Below are 16,687 nucleotides of genomic sequence, written 5' to 3' on the forward strand. Positions count from 1 at the left end.
CTCCCCTCGAACCGGAGTCCGCCCATGTCGACACCAACGCTCGACCGACCGAGCAACGTCTCCGAGGCCCTGGCCCGTGGCCGGCTCGGTGTCCCGTCGGTGATCTTCTTCGTCCTCTCCGCCGCCGCCCCGCTGACCGTGGTGGCCGGCGTCGTCACCACCGGCTACGGGGTCGTCGGCGTGCTCGGCATCCCGGTGGCCTTCCTGACGGTCGCCGCGGTGCTGGCCCTCTTCTCCATCGGGTACGTGGCGATGGCCCGGCGGATGACCAACGCCGGCGCGTTCTACGCGTACGTCGCCCGGGGGCTGGGCCGCCCGGCCGGCGTCGGCGCCGCCTGGGTGGCGCTGATCGCGTACAACGCGCTCCAGGTGGGCCTCTACGGCACCATCGGCGCCGCCGCGGAGCCGGTGCTGGGTCGCCTGTTCGGGGCGGCCCCGGCGTGGTGGATCGTGGCGCTGGTCGCCTGGGCGACGGTCGGGGTGCTCGGCCTGCTCCGGATCGACCTCAACGGCCTGGTGCTGGCGGCGCTCCTGGTCGCCGAGATGGTGGTGATCGTTGTCTTCGACCTCGGGCAGCTGTCCCACCCGGCCGGCGGGGAGGTCAGCTTCGCCGCCCTGTCGCCGGAGAACCTCGTCGGGCCCGGCGCCGGTGCGGTGCTGGTGCTGGCCATCCTGGGCTTCGTCGGCTTCGAGTCCGCCGTGGTGTTCAGCGAGGAGAGCAAGGACCCGCGGCGGACGGTGCCGCTGGCCACCTACCTCTCGATCGCGATCATCGCGGGCGTCTACGCGCTGTCGTCGTGGAGCATGACCGTCGCCGTCGGCCCGGACCGGATCGCCGCCGAGGCGGGCGAGCAGAGCATCGGGCTGATCTTCAACCTCGCCGGGGCGCACCTCGGGGAGACGGCCGTGACCATCGGCCAGGCGCTCTTCCTGACCTCGGTGCTCGCCGCGATGATCTCCTTCCACAACACCACCGCCCGGTACGCATTCGCGCTCGGCCGGGAGCGCGTGCTGCCGGCGGTGTTCGGGCAGACCTCGCCGCGTACCGGGTCGCCGCAGGCGGCCTCCCTCGCGCAGAGCGCGCTCGGGCTGGCGGTGATCGTGTGCTACGCGGTCAACGGCTGGGACCCGGTGGTGCAGCTCTTCTACTGGGTCGGCACGGCCGGCGGCTTCGGCGTACTGCTGCTGATCGCCACCACCTCGGTCGCGGTGATCGCCTTCTTCGCCCGGCGCCGGGGGTCCGAGGGGGTGTGGCGGGCCGCGTTGGCTCCCGGCCTCGCCGCCGTCGCCCTCGCCGTGATCGTCGCGCTGGCGGTGGCGAACTTCGCCGACCTGCTCGGGGTCGCACCGGACTCGCCCCTGCGCTGGGCGGTGCCGGCGGTCTACCCGGTCGCCGCGCTGCTCGGCGTGCTCTGGGCGCTGGTGCTGCGCGGCGGCCGTCCCGACACGTACGCCCGCATCGGTCTGGGCGCGGAGAGCGTGACGGCCACGGTGGCGCCGTCCGGGCGGGTGGACGGTCCGGTGCCGAGCGCGACGGCGGCGCGGCGATGAGCGGGATGCGGATCGAGCGGCTCGGGCCCGGGGAGACGGCCCTGGTCGCCGACCGGATCGCCGAGGCCTTCATGGCGCTCGACGCGCCCCGGTGGCTGGTGCCCGACCCCGGACGGCGGCAGTCCGTGCTGGCCGGCAACTTCGCGATCCTGGTGGAGCACGCGATGCGGTACGGCCTGGTCCACGCGACCGCGGACCGGGCGGGGGTGGCGGTCTGGTTCCCGTCGGTGGGTGAGCCCGCCCCGCCCCCGCAGGACTACGACGCCCGGCTGGCCGCGGCGTGCGGGGAGTGGACGGACCGGTTCGTGCACCTGGACAAGCTCTTCGCCGCCCACCACCCGCACCCGGACCACCACCACCTGGCGTTCCTCGCCGTCGCGCCGGGCCGGCAGGGGCAGGGGCTGGGCAGCGCGCTGCTGCGGCACCACCACGCGGTCCTGGACACCGAGGGGGTGCCGGGTTACCTGGAGGCGGCCAGCGAGGCCGGCCGGGATCTGTACGCGCGGCACGGCTACCGGGTCGACGAGCCGTTCCACCTGCCCGACGGCACGCCTTTCTGGCCGATGTGGCGGGAACCCGCGCGCTGAACGACGACGCCCGGGCCGCCCCGCGAGGGGTGACCCGGGCGTCGGTGCGCCGGTGGTGGTGCGTGGGCGACGGCGGGGGCCGTCGCCCACGTCTCTCAGTACGTGCCGTCGAGCTGCCCGCGCAGCTTGGTCAGCGCCCGGGCCAGCAGCCGGGAGACGTGCATCTGGGACACGCCGATCTGCTCCGCGATCTGCGACTGCGTCAGGTTGCCGTAGAACCGCAGCGTCAGGATCTTCTGCTCGCGCTCGTCGAGCGTGGCCAGCGCCGGGCCGAGGGCGACCCGCAGCTCGGCCAGCTCGAACTCGCCGTCCTCACCGCCGAGCATGTCGCCCAGCTCCGTGGCCCGGTCGCCGTCGCCCGTGGGGGTGGAGAGCGAGACCGCGTTGTAGGCGCGGGCGCCCTCCAGGCCCTCCAGCACCTCTTCCTCGGTGAGCTTGAGGTGGGCGGCGATGTCGGCGACCGTCGGCGAGCGGCCGAGGGTCTGCAGCAGCGAGCTGTTGGCGTCGGAGATGGCCAGCCGCAGCTCCTGGAGCCGGCGCGGCACCCGGATGTCCCAGGTGCGGTCGCGGAAGTGCCGCTTGAGCTCGCCGATGATGGTGGGGATCGCGTAGCCGGCGAAGTCGACGCCGCGGGACGGGTCGAACTTGTCGATCGCCTTGATCAGGCCGACGGCGGCGGTCTGGGCCAGGTCGTCGGTGGGCTCGCCCCGACCGCTGTAGCGGTGGGCGAGGTGGTTGGCGAGCGGCAGCCAGGCCTCGATCGCCCGGTCACGCAGGGCGGCGCGCGACGGGTGGTTCGCCGGCAGCGCGGCCATCGCGTTGAGCAGGTCGGCGGCGCTGTCGGTGAGCGCCCTCGGGTCCAGCTTCTCGGTGGTGCTCGGTGTTGTTTTCGCCTGCTCGCTCATCGTTGGCGCGGTCATGGGTGGTCCTCCCTGCACCTCGTCCGCGGACAAAAAGACGTGACGCTTTGGTTTAGCTTCAGATGTCCGTTCGGGAGTCACCTTAGCCCGATCGGTCCGAAGAAATCTAGCCGAAAGTACGATGTCCTTAAGTAATTTTCGACCGTGAAAGCCCTGAAGGGGACGAAAGCTCCTCGGTCTGTGAGCCGGCTTACCCGGGCGGACGGCGGACCCGCCCGGCCGGACATCGACGACCGTGCCTCCGGACGGCCGCAGCGGCCGGCCGAGCGGGCCACGAAGCCGGGATGGGCGGCCCGCCCAATGTCGGCTTTCCGTCGTTGTCCCGTCGACGGGACGGGCCGTAGCGTGCGGGTACGTGAACCGCCCCGGAGGTGCCGTGCTCGACCCCGCCGCTCCCCAGCTCGTCGTGAACAGCCGCGCGCTCCACTTCGGCTGGCTGCCGGCGGACGCGGACGCGGTCGCGGCGCTGCCGCCGCCCGGGCTGCGGCCGTCCCCCGACCGACTGGTCTTCCTCAACCAGTACGTGGTCGACGACGAGAGCCAGACCTCCGGCTTCGGCGCGTACTCGCTGACCTACCTCGGGGTGGCGCTGGCCGGGGTGGACGCGCCCGGCGGGGTCAGCCCCGGCGGTTGGTGGACGCACTACGTGACCTGTAGCGATCGGGTCCGCGCCTACGCCGCCGCGCGCGGCGCGCCGGTCAGCGCCGGTCGCACCCGCATCGAGCACCACGACGGGCAGATCACCGCCGAGACGGAGATCGACGGCGTGCCGTTGATCCGTGCCCGCTGCCAGGTCGGCGACACCGGCCAGAGCGTCAGCAGCGGCCACCACCGCTACTTCACCGCCCGCGACGGGCAGCTGCTCAGCTCCGTGTACCCGTACGTCGCCGAACCGGTGAGCCCGTTCGTGATCGAGTCGGTCGAGTTCCTGGAGCCGGAGCACCCGATCTACGCGCTGCGTCCCGAGAACCCGCTGACGATCGGCTTCGGCTTCTACTCCCCGCGGGCCTCGTTCGCCTACCCGGGCGGGCTGACCGTGCACGACGCCGGGCCCGACCCCGAGCGGCCCGTACCCGCCCGCAACCGGGTCGACGCCCTCTCCGTGCCCGCCTGAGCGCGGGTCGGGAGGTGGAGCCGGGGCACGGAGACGATCACCAGGTGCCGGCGCGCCGGTCCCGCAGCGGGCGGCCGTCGGGGTCGTAGACCAGCCGGTACGCCGGCACCGCCCAGGCCCGCGTGTACCAGGGCAGCCGCTCCGGCCGGTGCGGCAACAGCCGGCCCGGCGGCCGGGGGCCGACCCGCCCGGCGTCGTACCACCGTTGCAGCGCGTCGGCGGCGGCGGTGACCGCCGCCACGGCGTCGGCCGGGTCGATCAGGTCGGCGTCCCCGCCGCCCGCCGGGTCGCGGTCCAGGTGCTCGCGCCACAGCCGCAACCGCAGCTCCCGGGCGAAGACCCGGGCCCCGTCGCCCTGGCCGGCCGGGTCGGTCGGAGCCCGCTCGTCCCGCGTCTCGTCCAGCACCGCGCAGGAGAGCTCGCTGTCGTGGGTCCAGGAGCGGCGGTTGAAGTTGTCGCTGCCGACGCTGGCCCACACGTCGTCGACGACGCACACCTTGGCGTGCACGTACACGGGGGTGCCGGAGTGGTTCTCCACGTCGAGCACGTGCACGCGTTCCGGCGCCGCCCGTTCGCAGAGCGACAGCGCCTGCTCCCGGCCGACCGTGTTCGGCGGCAGCGCCAGCCGGCCGTCCACGTCCGGGTAGCGGGGGACCACCGCCACCAGGTGCAGGTCGGGGCTGTCCCGCAGCGCCCGGGCGAAGAGGTCGGCCACCTCGGTGGACCAGAGGTACTGGTCCTCCAGATAGATCAGCCGCCGGGCCCGCCGGACCGCCTTGGTGTAGCCGCGGGCCACGGTGCGCTCGCCGTCGGGGGCGAAGGAGTAGCGGGGCCGCACGGCCGGGTAGGTCCGCAGCACCTGGATGTGGTGGGTCCCGCAGGGCGGCGGGTCGGGGGGCTGCTCCGGCAGCGGGTCGGGCCGCAGGTCCGCGCCGCGCAGCCGGTCCCGCAGGTACGCGAGGGGGTTCTCCGAGTCCAGCGGCATCGGGTCGGTCCACCGCTCGCGGAAGGTGGTGTCGAGCGCCCCCACCGCCGGCCCGCGCACCGCGAGCTGCACGTCGTGCCAGGGCGGGTGCTCGCCGTAGCGGGGGGACATCTGCACGGCCTGCGGGTCGCCCCGGTGCTCCGCGTCGTCGCGCCGGCTGTGGCACAGGTCGATCCCGCCGGCGAAGGCGACGTCCCGTTCCGGCGCGCGGGGATGTCGCAGCACCACCAGCTTCTGGTGGTGCGAGCCGCCCCGGCGGACCCGCTGGTCGAGCAGCACCTCACCGCCGGCGGCGGAGACCGTCTCGCTGAGGGTGCGGTTCTCCGCCTCGCTGTAGGAGAGGGCGTCGAGGTGGGAGCGCCAGACCAGCCCCTTGACCACCACGCCCCGCTGCGCGGCCCGGGCGAAGAGCTGGGCCACGGTCGGCCCGTCCGGGCGCAGCCGCTGGTCCGGGTCGCCCCGCCAGTCGGTGAAGAAGAGGTGGTCGCCCGCGTCCAGCGCCTCCACCTCGCGGACCAGCCGGTCGAAGTACTCGGCACCGTGAATTAACGGCTCGGCAAGGTTTCCGCTGGTCCAGACGGGTAACTCCGACACCGGGTTGGCGCGTTCGCGTGCGCTGAGCAACCAGTCGTGCGGTGCCATCGTTCCAGCCCCCCGAGGTCGACAACGTCCTCACGGTAGGACCCCCGTCGCGGGGGCGCATCCCGGCCGGAGCCAGGTGCCCCGGTCGGACGAACCCCGCGACGCCCACCCGAGCACGACGCGAACACCGAGGAGGCAACACCATGCCCGGCGAGACGACGAACTCCGTGACCGAGTACCGCGAGCAGGCGGTCGAGAGCGAGCGGGGTGCGCTGGTGGCGGTGTTGCTCATGGTGATCCTGGGCGTCGCGGGCATCTTCGCCGTCTCCTGACCCCACGCCCGGCGCGCCGGTGGGCGCCTCCGGTCGTGCCGGAGGCGCCCACCCGCCGGGCGCGTCAGGGCCGCCGGGCCTGCCCGTCGGTGTGCGGGAGCCGCTCGGCGGGGACGACGCCCAGCCGGCCGGCCTTGAAGTCCTCGAACGCCTGGAGCAGCTCGTCGCGGGTGTTCATCACGAACGGGCCGTAGTGCGCCACCGGTTCCCGGATCGGCTCCCCGCCCATGATGTAGAGCTCCAGCGCCGGGGTGTGGCTGTCCTGGCTCGCGTCGGCGGCGAAGGTCAGCGCGTCGCCCGGGCCGTGCACGGCCAGCTGCCCGGTGTGCACGGGCCGCCCGTCGGTGCCCACCGTGCCCCGCCCGCCCAGCACGTAGACCAGGGCGTTGAAGTCGGGCCGCCACGGCAGGTCGACGCGGGCGCCGGGCTGCACGGTGACGTGGGTGATGGTGATCGGGGTGTGGGTGGAACCCGGCCCCCGGTGCCCGGCGACCTCGCCGGCGATCACCCGGATCAGCGCGCCCCCGTCGGGCGTGGTCAGCAGCGCCGCCTCCCGGCCGCGGATGTCCTGGTAGCGGGGCGGGTTCATCTTCGCCGCGCGGGGCAGGTTGACCCAGAGCTGGGTGCCGTGGAACAACCCGCCGCTGCGGACTAGGTGCTCCGGCGGCGCCTCGATGTGCAGCAGGCCGCTCGCGGCGGTCATCCACTGGGTGTCGCCGTTGGTGATCGTGCCCCCGCCGCCCTGCGAGTCCTGGTGGTCCATGATCCCGTCGATCATGTAGGTCACGGTCTCGAAGCCGCGGTGCGGGTGCCAGGCGGTGCCCCGTGGCTCGCCCGGGGCGTAGTCCACCTCGCCCATCTGGTCCAGGTGGATGAACGGGTCCAGCTCGCCCACCGGCACGCCGGCGAACGCCCGGCGGACCGGGAAGCCCTCGCCCTCGTAGCCGCTGGGCGCGGTGGTCAGCCGGCGGACCGGCCGGAACGCGGTGGACCCGTCGAGCTCGGGCAGGCGGGGCAGGACGAGCACGTCGTCGACGGTGATGGCGGGCATCGGGGACTCCTCAGCTGTGGGGGTGGGCGGTCGACGCGTCGCGGTCCGCGCGCAGGCGCCGGCCGAGTCGCTCGAAGATCCGGGTGAGGCAGGCGACCTCGGCGTCGTCGAGGTCGTCCATCAGGTGGGCGCGCACCGAGCGCAGGTGGTGCGGGGCGGCCTCGCGCAGGGCCAGCAGGCCGGCGGCGGTGAGCACGGCCTCGCTGCCACGGCGGTCGTCGGGACAGGACTCCCGGGCCACCAGGCCGCGCCGCCGCATGGCCGAGATCTGGTACGTCAGCCGGCTCGGCGAGAAGACCAGGCGGCTCGCCAGCTCGCCCATCCGCAGCCGCTGCCCCGGGGCCTCGGAGAGCAGGACGAGCACGTGGTAGTCGGCGAAGCTGAGCGCGCTCTCGGCACGCAGATCCTCCTCCAGCTGCGTGTAGAGCCGCTGGCTGGCCTCGATGTAGGCCCGCCAGGCGGCCAGTCGGGCGCTGTCCAGGCTCTCGGTCATGCCCACACGATAACACTATTTCAAATTTTTACTACCGCCCCAGAGGCGTGCTGGTGGATTTATTCGGAGCTTGCTTCAGCTTTGAAGCAACCGGTCGACGGCCGCCCGTCCGGCCGATCCTCCGCCGAGGGCCGGGCTCCCGGCGACGGGTCACCGGGAGGGCGGTGGCGCCGGGGCGTGCATCCGGCCGAGCAGCTGACGGGCCTGCTCGGCGAGTTGCTGCTCGACGATGACGGCGTACCGGCCGGCGCGCAGCGAGCTGGCCGAGGTGAAGTCGCGCCGCCCGCCGGTCATCGCGTGCGCGACCGCGCCGAAGACGGCTCCCCAGAGGGCGCCGACGAGCAGCCCGACCAGGATCACCGCGATCCAGTTGCCGGCGGAGAAGATGCCGAACAGCAGGCCGATGAAGAGCCCGAACCAGGCGCCCGTGCCCGCGCCCGCCAGCGCCGCCCGTCCGGTGGTCATCCGGCCGAGCACGGTCTCCACCAGCGTGAGGTTCGTGCCGACGATGGCGCTGTGCTCCACCGGGAACCGGTTGTCCGCCAGGTGGTCGACCACCCGCTGGGCGGACGGATAGTCCTCGTACGACCCGATCGTCACGGTGGGCGGGCCCGCCTGCGGGCCGTGCCCGTCGTGGCCGGCGGCGGTCGGCCGGCCGGCGGGACCGGACGGGAGGGTGTCGCCGCCCGGCATCCCGGGCCGCCAGGCCGAGGTGGGACTCGACGGTGTGGTCATGGGTTCCTCCTTCGTCGACCGCCCGCGTTCCCGCCGCCGCCGAGGGGTAACGCCGCCGCCCGCGCGGATGCCCGTCGAGCGGGGTGCCGAAGGTCGGGGACCGCGCCGCGCACCGGCCTGCCGGCGGGTGGTGCGCCGCACCGGTCAGGAATCGAGAAGCTCCGGTCGACCCGGCGCCACTAGCGTGGCCGGCACGGACGTTCCCCCAGGTCGCCGGGGGTCGGTAGGCCGCTTTCCCGAGGAGGTCCCAGTGCGCTGGAACAAGTGGATCAGGCAGGTGCACCGCTGGGTGTCGGTCGCCTTCACGGTGACCGTCGTCGTCGCCTTCGTCGCCCTGGCGCGGGAGGAGCCCGCCGTCTGGGTGTCCTACGTGCCGCTGCTTCCGCTCGCCCTGCTCCTCGCCACCGGCCTCTACCTGTTCGTGCTCCCCTACGCCGCCAGGTGGCGCGGTGCACGGGCCGGGGCTCGTGGCAGGTGACGCTCGCGCGCCCACCGGCCGCCGTCGCGCGAAGGCCGGTCGCGCCCCGCCCGGCCGGGTGGGCCGGGCGGGGCGCGGGGGTCAGGAGCAGGCGGTGCCGTTGAGCGTGAACCCGGTCGGGGCGGGCGGGGTGCTGCCGGTCGAGGTGCCCTGGAAGCCGAGGGAGAGGGTGCCGCCCGTGGGCAGGCCGGCGTTCCACGCGGCGTTGCGGACGGTGATCCGGTCGCCCGACTGGCTCCAGTCGCCGTTCCAGCCGTTGGTCAACCGGACGCCGGCGCCGGGGGCGAAGCTGAGGGTCCAGCCGGTGAGCGCCGCCCCGTGGTTGGTGACCCGCAGCTCTGCGGTGAAGCCGCCCGACCAGGCGTTGACGGTCTGGGTCACCGTGCAGCCGCCGGTCGGCGGGGGAGTGGTGGGCGGGGCCGTGGTCGGCGGCGCGGTGGTGGGCGGGGCCGTGGTCGGCGGCGCGGTGGTGGGCGGCGCGGTGGTCGGTGCCGGTCCGGCGGCCACGGCGAGGTCGTACGCCCGCTGCGGCACGAACTGGCCGGCCGCGGCGATGCAGCCGTCGGCCTCGCCGGGCAGCTTCACCCAGAGGTACGCGTCGATCGCCGGGTCCCCCGTGGCGGTGGTGCTCGGCGTGCCGATGGCCCGCCCGGCCGGGTCGCACCACTCCGAGCCGGCCGGGCCGTTGCCGTTGCGGCTGGTGTCGACGACCGCCCGGAGCCGGGACACGCCGGTCGCCGCGATCACCGCCTTGGCGTAGGCGACCTCGTCGGCGGTGCGCCGGTAGTTGCTGACGTTCAGCGAGATGCCGTCGGCGCTGTTGGCGATGTCCGCGCCGAGCAGCCGGGAGGCGGCCTCGCCGGGGGAGAGCCACGCCGAGTGCCCGATGTCGAAGTAGACCTTCGCGGCGGCCGAACCCGCCTTGAGTCTCTTGCCCGCGTACGCCATGGAGGCCCTCGTCTCGGCCTGCTGCGCGGCGTTCTGGCAGCTGGTCATCAGCGGCAGCACGTCCGGCTCCAGGACGATGGCCGCCGGCCGTCCGGCCAGGCCGGCCGCGACCTGGTCGACCCACTGCCGGTAGGTGGCGTGGTCGGGGGCGCCACCCCCGCTCGCCCCGCTGCAGTCCCGGTTGGGGATGTTGTAGACCACCAGGATCGGCACCTTGCCGGCGGCTGCCGCCGCCCCGACCAGGGCGTCCACCTCCGAGCGTACGGTCGAGGTGTTGGTCCTGGTGAACCAGCGGCCCTGCGGGACGTTCGCGATCCGCGCGGAGATGACGGCGGCGCGGGGGTCGCCGGGGTTGGCCGCGACCCACGCCGCGGCGGCCGTCGCCGGGTCGACGTAGAACGCGGAGTCGGCGGCGACCGCGGCGGGGGCCCGGACGATGCCGAGGGTGACGGTGGTGACGACGGTGAGCGCGGCCGCGGCGGCCGCCGCGACGAGTGCCGGTCTGCTTCTCACGGGCTCTCCCATTCCATCGAGGAGCACCGCTGGAAGCGCTCCCATGCTCGCCGTCAAACTACGCGGTGATTGCGGCGATGTGAAGAGCCCGCGTCGCGACCGCCGGCGCGCGCGGCGCGGCCGGCCGGCGGTGCCGGCGAAGTCGGGAAGAATGGGGGGATGCGCCTGGTGATCACCGCCGACACCCACGTGCCGAAGCGGGCCAAGGACCTGCCGGAGCGGCTCTGGGCGGCGGTCGACGCCGCCGACGTGGTGCTGCACGCGGGCGACTGGGTCGACGAGGCGCTGCTGGACGCCCTGACCGCGCGGGCCCGGCGGCTGATCGGGGTGTACGGCAACAACGACGGGCCGGCGCTGCGCGCCCGGCTGCCCGAGGTCGCCCGGGTGGAACTCGGAGGGCTGCGGTTCGCCGTGGTGCACGAGACCGGGCCGCGGGCGGGCCGGGAGAGCCGCTGCGCGGCCCGCTTCCCCGACGCCGACGTGCTGGTCTTCGGCCACTCGCACATTCCCTGGGACACGGTCGCCCCCGGCGGGCCGCGACTGCTCAACCCGGGCTCGCCGACCGACCGCCGGGCGCAGCCCTACTCGACCTACCTGACGGCGCGGGTGGCGGCGGGCCGGCTCGACGAGGTCGAGCTGCACCGCCTGCCACCGCGCCGCCCGTCCGGTCACTGACCGCGGCCGGTCTCCTCCTGGAGCTGGTCGATCCGCTTGGACGCCTCGGCCTTCGTCAGGCCCTCCGGCAGCTCCTCGCCGGCCTCGCGGGCCAGCGTGGCCAGGTAGGACTCCTGGGCGGCGGTCGGCGGCTCCTCGCCGGTGACCCACTCGTCCGGGTCCTTGATGGCGCCCCGCGCGTCGGCCTGGTTGTCGGTGTGGTCCGTCATGGTCTCCTACCTTCCCTCGAACAGACGTGCCAATACCCCGGACGGCGCCGATCCATGCGGATCTCCGGCGTGTTCCGCGACGCGGGCGCGCGGGTGTCGCCGGAGGAGTCCCGGCGACCCCGGCACCGCATACGATCACCGGATGGGAACGACGGACCGGGCGGGTGTGGTCGTGGTCGGCGCGGGCGTCGCCGGGGTGGCGTGCGCGGCGGAGCTGGCCCGCGCCGGCATACCGGTGCAGGTCCGCGAGCGCGCCCGGGTGCCCGGCGGCCGGATGGCCAGCCGACGCTTCGACGGTCGGCCCGCCGACACCGGCGCCGCGTACTTCACCGTCAGCGACCCCGGCTTCGCCGAGGTGGTCGGGCAGTGGCGGTCGGCCGGCCTGGCCCGCGAGTGGACCGACACCTTCGTGGCGTACGGCGCCGACGGCCGGCGCGAGGTGCCGGGCCCGATGCGCTGGGCGGCGCCCCGGGGCCTGCGGTCGCTGGTGGAGCACCTCGCCCGGGAGCTGCCGGTGACGGTGAACCGGCTCGTGCTCGGTGTCGAGCCGGGGCCGGTGGTCGACGGGGAGCCCTGCGAGGCGGTGGCGCTGGCGATGCCGGGGCCCCAGGCGGCGCTGCTGCTCGACCCGGCGCTGGCCGCCGCCACCCGGGCCACGCAGGCCCAGCGCTGGTCGCCGTCGCTGGCCGGGGTGCTGCGCTTCCCGCAGCGCCGGTGGGCCGCCTTCCGGGGCGCGTTCGTCAACGACCACCCGCTGCTGCGCCTGGTCTGCGACGACGGCGACCGGCGGGGCGACGACGCGCCGGTGCTGGTCGCGCACACCACGCCCGAGTTCGCCGCCGGCCACCTCGCGCAGCCCAGCGGGGCCGGGCCGGCGATCGAGGAGGCCGTCCGGGACCTGCTCGGGCTCCCCGAACCGGCGGTACACACGCACGTGCACCGCTGGACGTACGCGCGGCCGCTCGCCGGTCCGGGCGGGGCCTACCACCTGGACGCCGACGGCGTCGGGCTGGCCGGCGACGCCTTCGGCGAGCCCCGGGTGCAGGGCGCCTGGCTCTCCGGCCGGGATCTCGGCCGGGCCCTCGTCGCCCGGCTGGGCTGACCTCCGGCCCGCCCTGCCGGGGCCGCGCCCGCCCCGGGTCCCCGCCCCCCGGCCGGCGGGGCGTGGGCGGGGCGGTCAGCCGCCGGCAGCGACGGGTTCGCCGGCCCGGCCCCGCTCGGACGGGTCGGCGGTGCGTTCGCCCGCGCGGTCGAGCAGCTGCATGACCGGGGTCGCCGCGATGCCGTGCAGCACCACCGAGACGATCACCACCAGGCCGACGGTCGCCCAGATCAGGTCCGCCTGGGGAAAGTCGGCCTTGGTCGTCGCGTACGCCAGGTAGTAGAACGAGCCGACGCCGCGGATGCCGAAGAAGGAGATCACCCAGTGCTCGGCCGGTCGGCCCGGCGCGCCGCGCAGCGACAGCCAGCCGACCAGCGGGCGTACGACGAAGACCAGCGCCAGCCCGACCGCGGCGGCCGGCCAGGTCAGCGGGCCCAGCAGACCGCCCACCACCGCGCCGCCGAAGAGCAGCAGCAGCAGCACGGTGAGCAGCCGCTCTACCTGCTCGGCGAAGTCGTGCAGCACGGCGTGGAACTCGTGGGTGCGCTCGGCGGCCCGGATCGCCCGGGCGGCCACGAAGACCGCCAGGAAGCCGTACCCGCCGACGACCTCCACCAGCCCGTACGCCAGGAAGGTCGCGGCCAGCGCGAGGAAGCCCTCGGAGTGGCGGGCCAGCCGCAGCTGGCTCGGGGCCCGGAAGAAGAGCTTGCCGAGCAGCCAGCCGATCAGCCACCCGCCGGCCACCCCGGCGCCGACCTTCCAGAGCACGTCCACGCCGAGCCAGCGGCCCAGCCAGTCGCCGGGGGCCAGGCTGGTGGTGGCGATGGCGATGGCGGCGTACACGAAGGGGAAGGCCAGCCCGTCGTTCAGGCCGGCCTCGGACGTCAGCGCGAAGCGGACCTCGTCCTCGGAGTCCTCGACGTCGGTGGGCTCGCCGACCTGCACGTCGGCGGCGAGCACCGGATCGGTGGGGGCGAGGGCCGCCCCGAGCAGCAGGGCGGCTGCCGGTACCAGGCCGGCCCACCACCAGCCGAGCAACGCCACCGCCGCGATGCAGACCGGCATGGCGATGGCCAGCAGCCGCCACGTCGACGACCAGCGCGCCCAGCTCAACGGCCGGTCGATCTTCAAGCCGGCGCCCATCAGGGCGACGATGACCCCGACCTCGGTGAGGTGGGTGGCGGCGTCCCGATGGACGAGCGGATCGGGGCTCGGCAGCCCGAGGGGCAGGAGGAAGACCAGCATGCCGAGGCCGAGGAAGGCGATCGGCATGGACAGGGGGCGGCGTTCGAGCACCCGGGGCAGGATGCCTGCCAGCAACGCGCCAAGACCGACCACCGCGAACGCCACGTCTACCGGCTCCACGACCCCACCTCTCCGCCACGCCCACGGCGTGCGGGCAGGTGGTGCAAGTCCTTGCCCCCGGAAGACTTCTCGTATTCCTGTCCGGCCGATCAGATCCGGCCCGATCGCCGCGCGGCGGCGATCGGCGAGTCGGCGAGGGCGGCGAGCAGCGCCGCGGGGTCCTCGTACACGGCCACCGCGCCGGCCCCGGCCAACTCGCCGCGGCTGGTCCCGCCGCAGGTCAGCCCCACGCAGGGGATGTCCAGCTTGCCGGCGGCGGCCACGTCCCAGACCGAGTCGCCGACGAACACCACCCGCTCGGCGGCGAGGCCGGACTCTTCCAGCGCGGCGATCAGGATGTCCGGCGAGGGCTTGCTCTCCTTCGCGTCGGCGGCGCAGGTGACGGTGTGGATCACGTCGTCGGCGGCCAGCGCGCGGCGCAGCGCGGCCACCTCGTGCTCGGCGGCGGAGGTGGCGAGCGCCACCCGCAGCCCCCGCTCCGCGCAGGCGCGCAGCAGGTCGGCGGCGCGGGGCAGCGGCACCAGCCGGTCCCAGTACTCGGCGAAGAGGGTGTCGTGGGCGTGCCGGAGCCTGCCGTCCGCGCCCCGGTCGCGCTCGGGGCCGAGCAGGTGGTCGAGCAGCTTGTCCGAGCCCATCCCGATGGCGCGGTGGATCGTCGCCATCGGCACCGGGCGGTCGGTCTGACGCAGCGCCTCCCACCAGCTCACGGTGTGCAGGTACGTGGTGTCCACGAGGGTGCCGTCGACGTCGAAGAGGACACCGGCGGGCTTTTCTTCGGCCATACCGCCTTCCTACCCCGTGCGGGCGGGACTGACGCCACCGTTCGCCGCGGGCGGGATCAGGATCTCGAACCAGACGGTCGAGCCGCGCACGGTCGGGTCCGTGCCCCAGGCGTCGCTCAGCTCCTCGATCAGGCCGAGGCCCCGGCCCCGGCTGCTCAGCGTGTCGGTCTGCGCGCGGGTGACGGTGCCCCGGGTGCCCGAGTCGGCAACCGACACCAGCAGCCGCTCGGCGCTGAGGTCGATCTCCACCCGGGCGGCGGTGCCCGCGTGCAGCAGCGCGTTGGTGGTCAGCTCGCTGGTGCAGAGCACCGCCGCGCCGATGACCGACTCCGCCACCTGCCACTCGGTGAGCTGCCCGGTCATCCAGTGCCGCACCCGGCTCGGCGCGGTCGGCTCGGCCGGCACCTCCATGCTCGCCGACCGGCTCGGCCGCAGCGCGTGCTCCACCGCCAGCACGGCGACGTCGTCCTCCGTGGCGCCGGGCACCGCCGCGGTGGCCACCGCGCAGAGCGCGCGGGGGTCGCCGCTGCCCGCCGTGGCGACGGCGCCGGCCAGCGCGTCCAGGCCGGCCGTCAGCCCCTGCCAGCGGCGCTCCACCACGCCGTCGCTGAACAGCAGCAGCGTGTCGCCCGGGGCGAAGCGCACCGTGACGGTGGGCGGCCGGCAGCCCAGGCCCAGCGGGGCACCCGCCGGCACGTCGAGGTACTCGGCGACCGGCTCCCCGCCCGGGGCGCAGCGACGGATCAGCGGCGCGGGGTGACCGGCGCTGGCCAGGGTGAGCAGCTGCCGGTCGGCGTCGACGACGCCGAAGACGACCGTCACGAAGAGCTCGTGGGTGTCGCCCTCGGCGCCCAGGCTGGTGACCAGCCGGTCCAGCCCGGCCAGCACGGCGTCCGGGCGCGGGTCGCTCAGCGCCAACGCCCGCAGCGCGGCGCGGACCTGGCCCATCCGGGCCGCTGCCTGCACGTCGTGGCCGGCGACGTCGCCGAGCACGATGCCCAGGCCGCCGTCGGGCAGCAGGAAGGCGTCGTAGAAGTCCCCGCCGGCGGCGTTGCCGTCGACGCCCGGGTCGTAGCGGGCGGCGAGCCGCATCCGGGGCAGGTCGGGCAGGTGCTCCGGCAGCATGCTGCGTTGCAGCAGCTGGGCCGTGCCGTGCTGGGTCTCGAACCGACGGGCCCGCTCGGCGGCCTGACCGACCAGCTCGGCGGTGGCCGCCAGCAACGCGCGCCGCGCCGCCGACCAGGCGTGCGGGCTCTGGTAGCCGACGGTCAGGCCGCCCCGCACCACCGAGGCCCGCAGCGGCACCGCGGCGAGCGCCCGGATCTTCTGGTCGTGCCGGTCGACCGCGATGCCCCGCAGCGGCTGGCCGTCGTCGACGTAGAGGGGCGTACCGCCGCGGGCGGCCGTCACCATCGGCCCCTCCCCGTCCGGGGCGATGCGCCGCCACAGCGGGGGGAGCCGCTCGTCGGCCTCGTCCATCAGCTCGCCGCGGATGCGCCGGACCATCCGCCAGCCGCCGCCGCCCTCGTCGACGGCGAACGCGACCCGGTCGGCGTCGAACGCGGTGATCGCGTGGCGCAGCGCGACCCGGGCCACGTCGTCCAGGGTGAGGGTGCCGGCGAGCGCCGCGGCGAAGTCGCCCAGGCTCTGCAACTGCTGGGTGACCTGGGTGGTCTCGGCGGCGACCGTGAGCACCCCGGCGATCCGCCCGGCGCTGTCCCGCACGGGGGAGTAACCCCGGGTGAAGACCGACTGCTCGACCGGGCCGGGGCGGCGGTGCAGCGGGAGGGTGCTCTCCTTCTCCAGGAGCGGCTCGCCGGAGCGGTAGGTGTGCTCGACGGCGTCGCCCACCCCGGGCAGCCGCCAGTCCTCCCCGAACACCTCGGCGGCCGGTCGGCCCGCCGCCTCGGGGTGCCGGTCGCCGATCAGCTCCGCGAAGGCGTCGTTGTAGACCAGCAGGTGGTCGTCGCCGAGGGTGAGGGCCATCGGTACGGGCGAGGCGAGGAGCAGCTCGGCGGCCGCCCGCACCGCCGGGTCCCACTCGCGCCACGGCCCCAGCCGGGTGCCGGCCCAGTCGTGGCGCGCGAGGCTGCCGGCCGTGCCCGACGGGGAGGGTGCGCCCGAGACCGGGGCTGGTGGGTTGGGGACCCGTCCGACCGTTCCTGGCATGACCGCAGCCTAGCCCGAGCACCCACGGGCCGTTCCGATCATGCCCCGCGCGCCGTCGGAGTCGACCGTTCCGGCAGTTCAGGGCCGGTCTGCGGG

General features: G+C 75.1%; 17 protein-coding genes. 7 read left to right on the forward strand and 10 right to left on the reverse strand.

All coding sequences use genetic code 11. The features are described from left to right. The first annotated feature begins 24 nt into the window (after positions 1 to 24). Positions 25 to 1,551: an APC family permease gene (locus tag V6V16_RS07390; protein ID WP_334560775.1), complete on the forward strand. Its 1,527-nt coding sequence runs from the start codon at positions 25 to 27 to the stop codon at positions 1,549 to 1,551. After that, the gene (locus V6V16_RS07395) at positions 1,548 to 2,138 is read left to right on the forward strand and encodes a GNAT family N-acetyltransferase (RefSeq protein ID WP_334560776.1); all 591 of its coding nucleotides are present in this window, start codon (positions 1,548 to 1,550) and stop codon (positions 2,136 to 2,138) included. The genes V6V16_RS07390 and V6V16_RS07395 overlap by 4 nt, the downstream gene beginning before the upstream one ends. Positions 2,139 to 2,233: 95 nt before the next feature. On the opposite strand, the gene V6V16_RS07400 is transcribed toward V6V16_RS07395, so the two are convergent. Beyond that, positions 2,234 to 3,058, reverse strand: coding sequence for a SigB/SigF/SigG family RNA polymerase sigma factor (locus V6V16_RS07400; RefSeq protein WP_334560777.1), 825 nt, complete (start codon positions 3,056 to 3,058; stop codon positions 2,234 to 2,236). Positions 3,059 to 3,413: 355 nt separating this feature from the next. On the opposite strand from V6V16_RS07400, the gene V6V16_RS07405 reads away from it, so the two are divergent. Then, the gene (locus V6V16_RS07405; RefSeq protein WP_334560779.1) at positions 3,414 to 4,172 is read left to right on the forward strand and encodes a hypothetical protein; all 759 of its coding nucleotides are present in this window, start codon (positions 3,414 to 3,416) and stop codon (positions 4,170 to 4,172) included. 37 nt (positions 4,173 to 4,209) lie between these two features. On the opposite strand, the gene V6V16_RS07410 is transcribed toward V6V16_RS07405, so the two are convergent. Next, on the reverse strand, positions 4,210 to 5,799 hold the full coding sequence (locus V6V16_RS07410) for a phospholipase D family protein (RefSeq protein ID WP_334560781.1): 1,590 nt from the start codon (positions 5,797 to 5,799) through the stop codon (positions 4,210 to 4,212). A 143-nt stretch (positions 5,800 to 5,942) separates the two neighbouring features. Here V6V16_RS07410 and V6V16_RS07415 point away from each other — a divergent pair, with 143 nt between their 5' ends. Then, entirely contained in the window at positions 5,943 to 6,071 is a 129-nt protein-coding gene (locus V6V16_RS07415; RefSeq protein ID WP_281190601.1) for a hypothetical protein, read from the forward strand. 64 nt (positions 6,072 to 6,135) lie between these two features. Here V6V16_RS07415 and V6V16_RS07420 read toward each other — a convergent pair whose 3' ends face one another. The 3 genes from V6V16_RS07420 to V6V16_RS07430 all read right to left on the reverse strand — a co-directional run bounded on the left by V6V16_RS07420 (position 6,136) and on the right by V6V16_RS07430 (position 8,350). Beyond that, positions 6,136 to 7,122: a pirin family protein gene (locus V6V16_RS07420; protein ID WP_334560786.1), complete on the reverse strand. Its 987-nt coding sequence runs from the start codon at positions 7,120 to 7,122 to the stop codon at positions 6,136 to 6,138. A gap of 10 nt (positions 7,123 to 7,132) precedes the next feature. Further along, entirely contained in the window at positions 7,133 to 7,615 is a 483-nt protein-coding gene (locus V6V16_RS07425) for a MarR family winged helix-turn-helix transcriptional regulator (protein ID WP_334560789.1), read from the reverse strand. Positions 7,616 to 7,765: 150 nt separating this feature from the next. Beyond that, entirely contained in the window at positions 7,766 to 8,350 is a 585-nt protein-coding gene (locus V6V16_RS07430; RefSeq protein WP_334560791.1) for a general stress protein, read from the reverse strand. A 250-nt stretch (positions 8,351 to 8,600) separates the two neighbouring features. Here V6V16_RS07430 and V6V16_RS07435 point away from each other — a divergent pair, with 250 nt between their 5' ends. Beyond that, positions 8,601 to 8,828 (forward strand): hypothetical protein, encoded by a 228-nt coding sequence (locus V6V16_RS07435; protein ID WP_334560793.1) that lies wholly within the window; start codon positions 8,601 to 8,603, stop codon positions 8,826 to 8,828. An 81-nt stretch (positions 8,829 to 8,909) separates the two neighbouring features. Here the strand turns inward: V6V16_RS07435 and V6V16_RS07440 are convergent, their stop codons facing one another. Further along, entirely contained in the window at positions 8,910 to 10,289 is a 1,380-nt protein-coding gene (locus tag V6V16_RS07440; protein ID WP_334560795.1) for a glycoside hydrolase family 6 protein, read from the reverse strand. Between the two features lie 159 nt (positions 10,290 to 10,448). On the opposite strand from V6V16_RS07440, the gene V6V16_RS07445 reads away from it, so the two are divergent. After that, the gene (locus tag V6V16_RS07445; RefSeq protein ID WP_334560798.1) at positions 10,449 to 10,964 is read left to right on the forward strand and encodes a metallophosphoesterase family protein; all 516 of its coding nucleotides are present in this window, start codon (positions 10,449 to 10,451) and stop codon (positions 10,962 to 10,964) included. Here V6V16_RS07445 and V6V16_RS07450 read toward each other — a convergent pair. After that, complete coding sequence (locus V6V16_RS07450; RefSeq protein WP_334560801.1) at positions 10,958 to 11,173, reverse strand: DUF3072 domain-containing protein; 216 nt, start codon at positions 11,171 to 11,173, stop codon at positions 10,958 to 10,960. The genes V6V16_RS07445 and V6V16_RS07450 overlap by 7 nt on opposite strands. Before the next feature lie 166 nt (positions 11,174 to 11,339). Between V6V16_RS07450 and V6V16_RS07455 the strand changes: the two genes are divergently transcribed. Next, positions 11,340 to 12,275, forward strand: coding sequence for an NAD(P)/FAD-dependent oxidoreductase (locus V6V16_RS07455; RefSeq protein ID WP_334560945.1), 936 nt, complete (start codon positions 11,340 to 11,342; stop codon positions 12,273 to 12,275). Positions 12,276 to 12,350: 75 nt separating this feature from the next. Here V6V16_RS07455 and V6V16_RS07460 read toward each other — a convergent pair whose 3' ends face one another. From V6V16_RS07460 to V6V16_RS07470, 3 genes are all read right to left on the reverse strand, one after another. After that, entirely contained in the window at positions 12,351 to 13,640 is a 1,290-nt protein-coding gene (locus V6V16_RS07460; protein WP_334560804.1) for a cation:proton antiporter, read from the reverse strand. A gap of 89 nt (positions 13,641 to 13,729) precedes the next feature. After that, entirely contained in the window at positions 13,730 to 14,422 is a 693-nt protein-coding gene (locus tag V6V16_RS07465; protein ID WP_334560806.1) for an HAD family hydrolase, read from the reverse strand. 9 nt (positions 14,423 to 14,431) lie between these two features. Beyond that, on the reverse strand, positions 14,432 to 16,591 hold the full coding sequence (locus tag V6V16_RS07470; RefSeq protein ID WP_334560808.1) for an ATP-binding SpoIIE family protein phosphatase: 2,160 nt from the start codon (positions 16,589 to 16,591) through the stop codon (positions 14,432 to 14,434). Positions 16,592 to 16,687: the final 96 nt, after the last annotated feature.

Source organism: Micromonospora sp. CPCC 205561 (assembly GCF_036906775.1).
Classification (GTDB): domain Bacteria; phylum Actinomycetota; class Actinomycetes; order Mycobacteriales; family Micromonosporaceae; genus Micromonospora.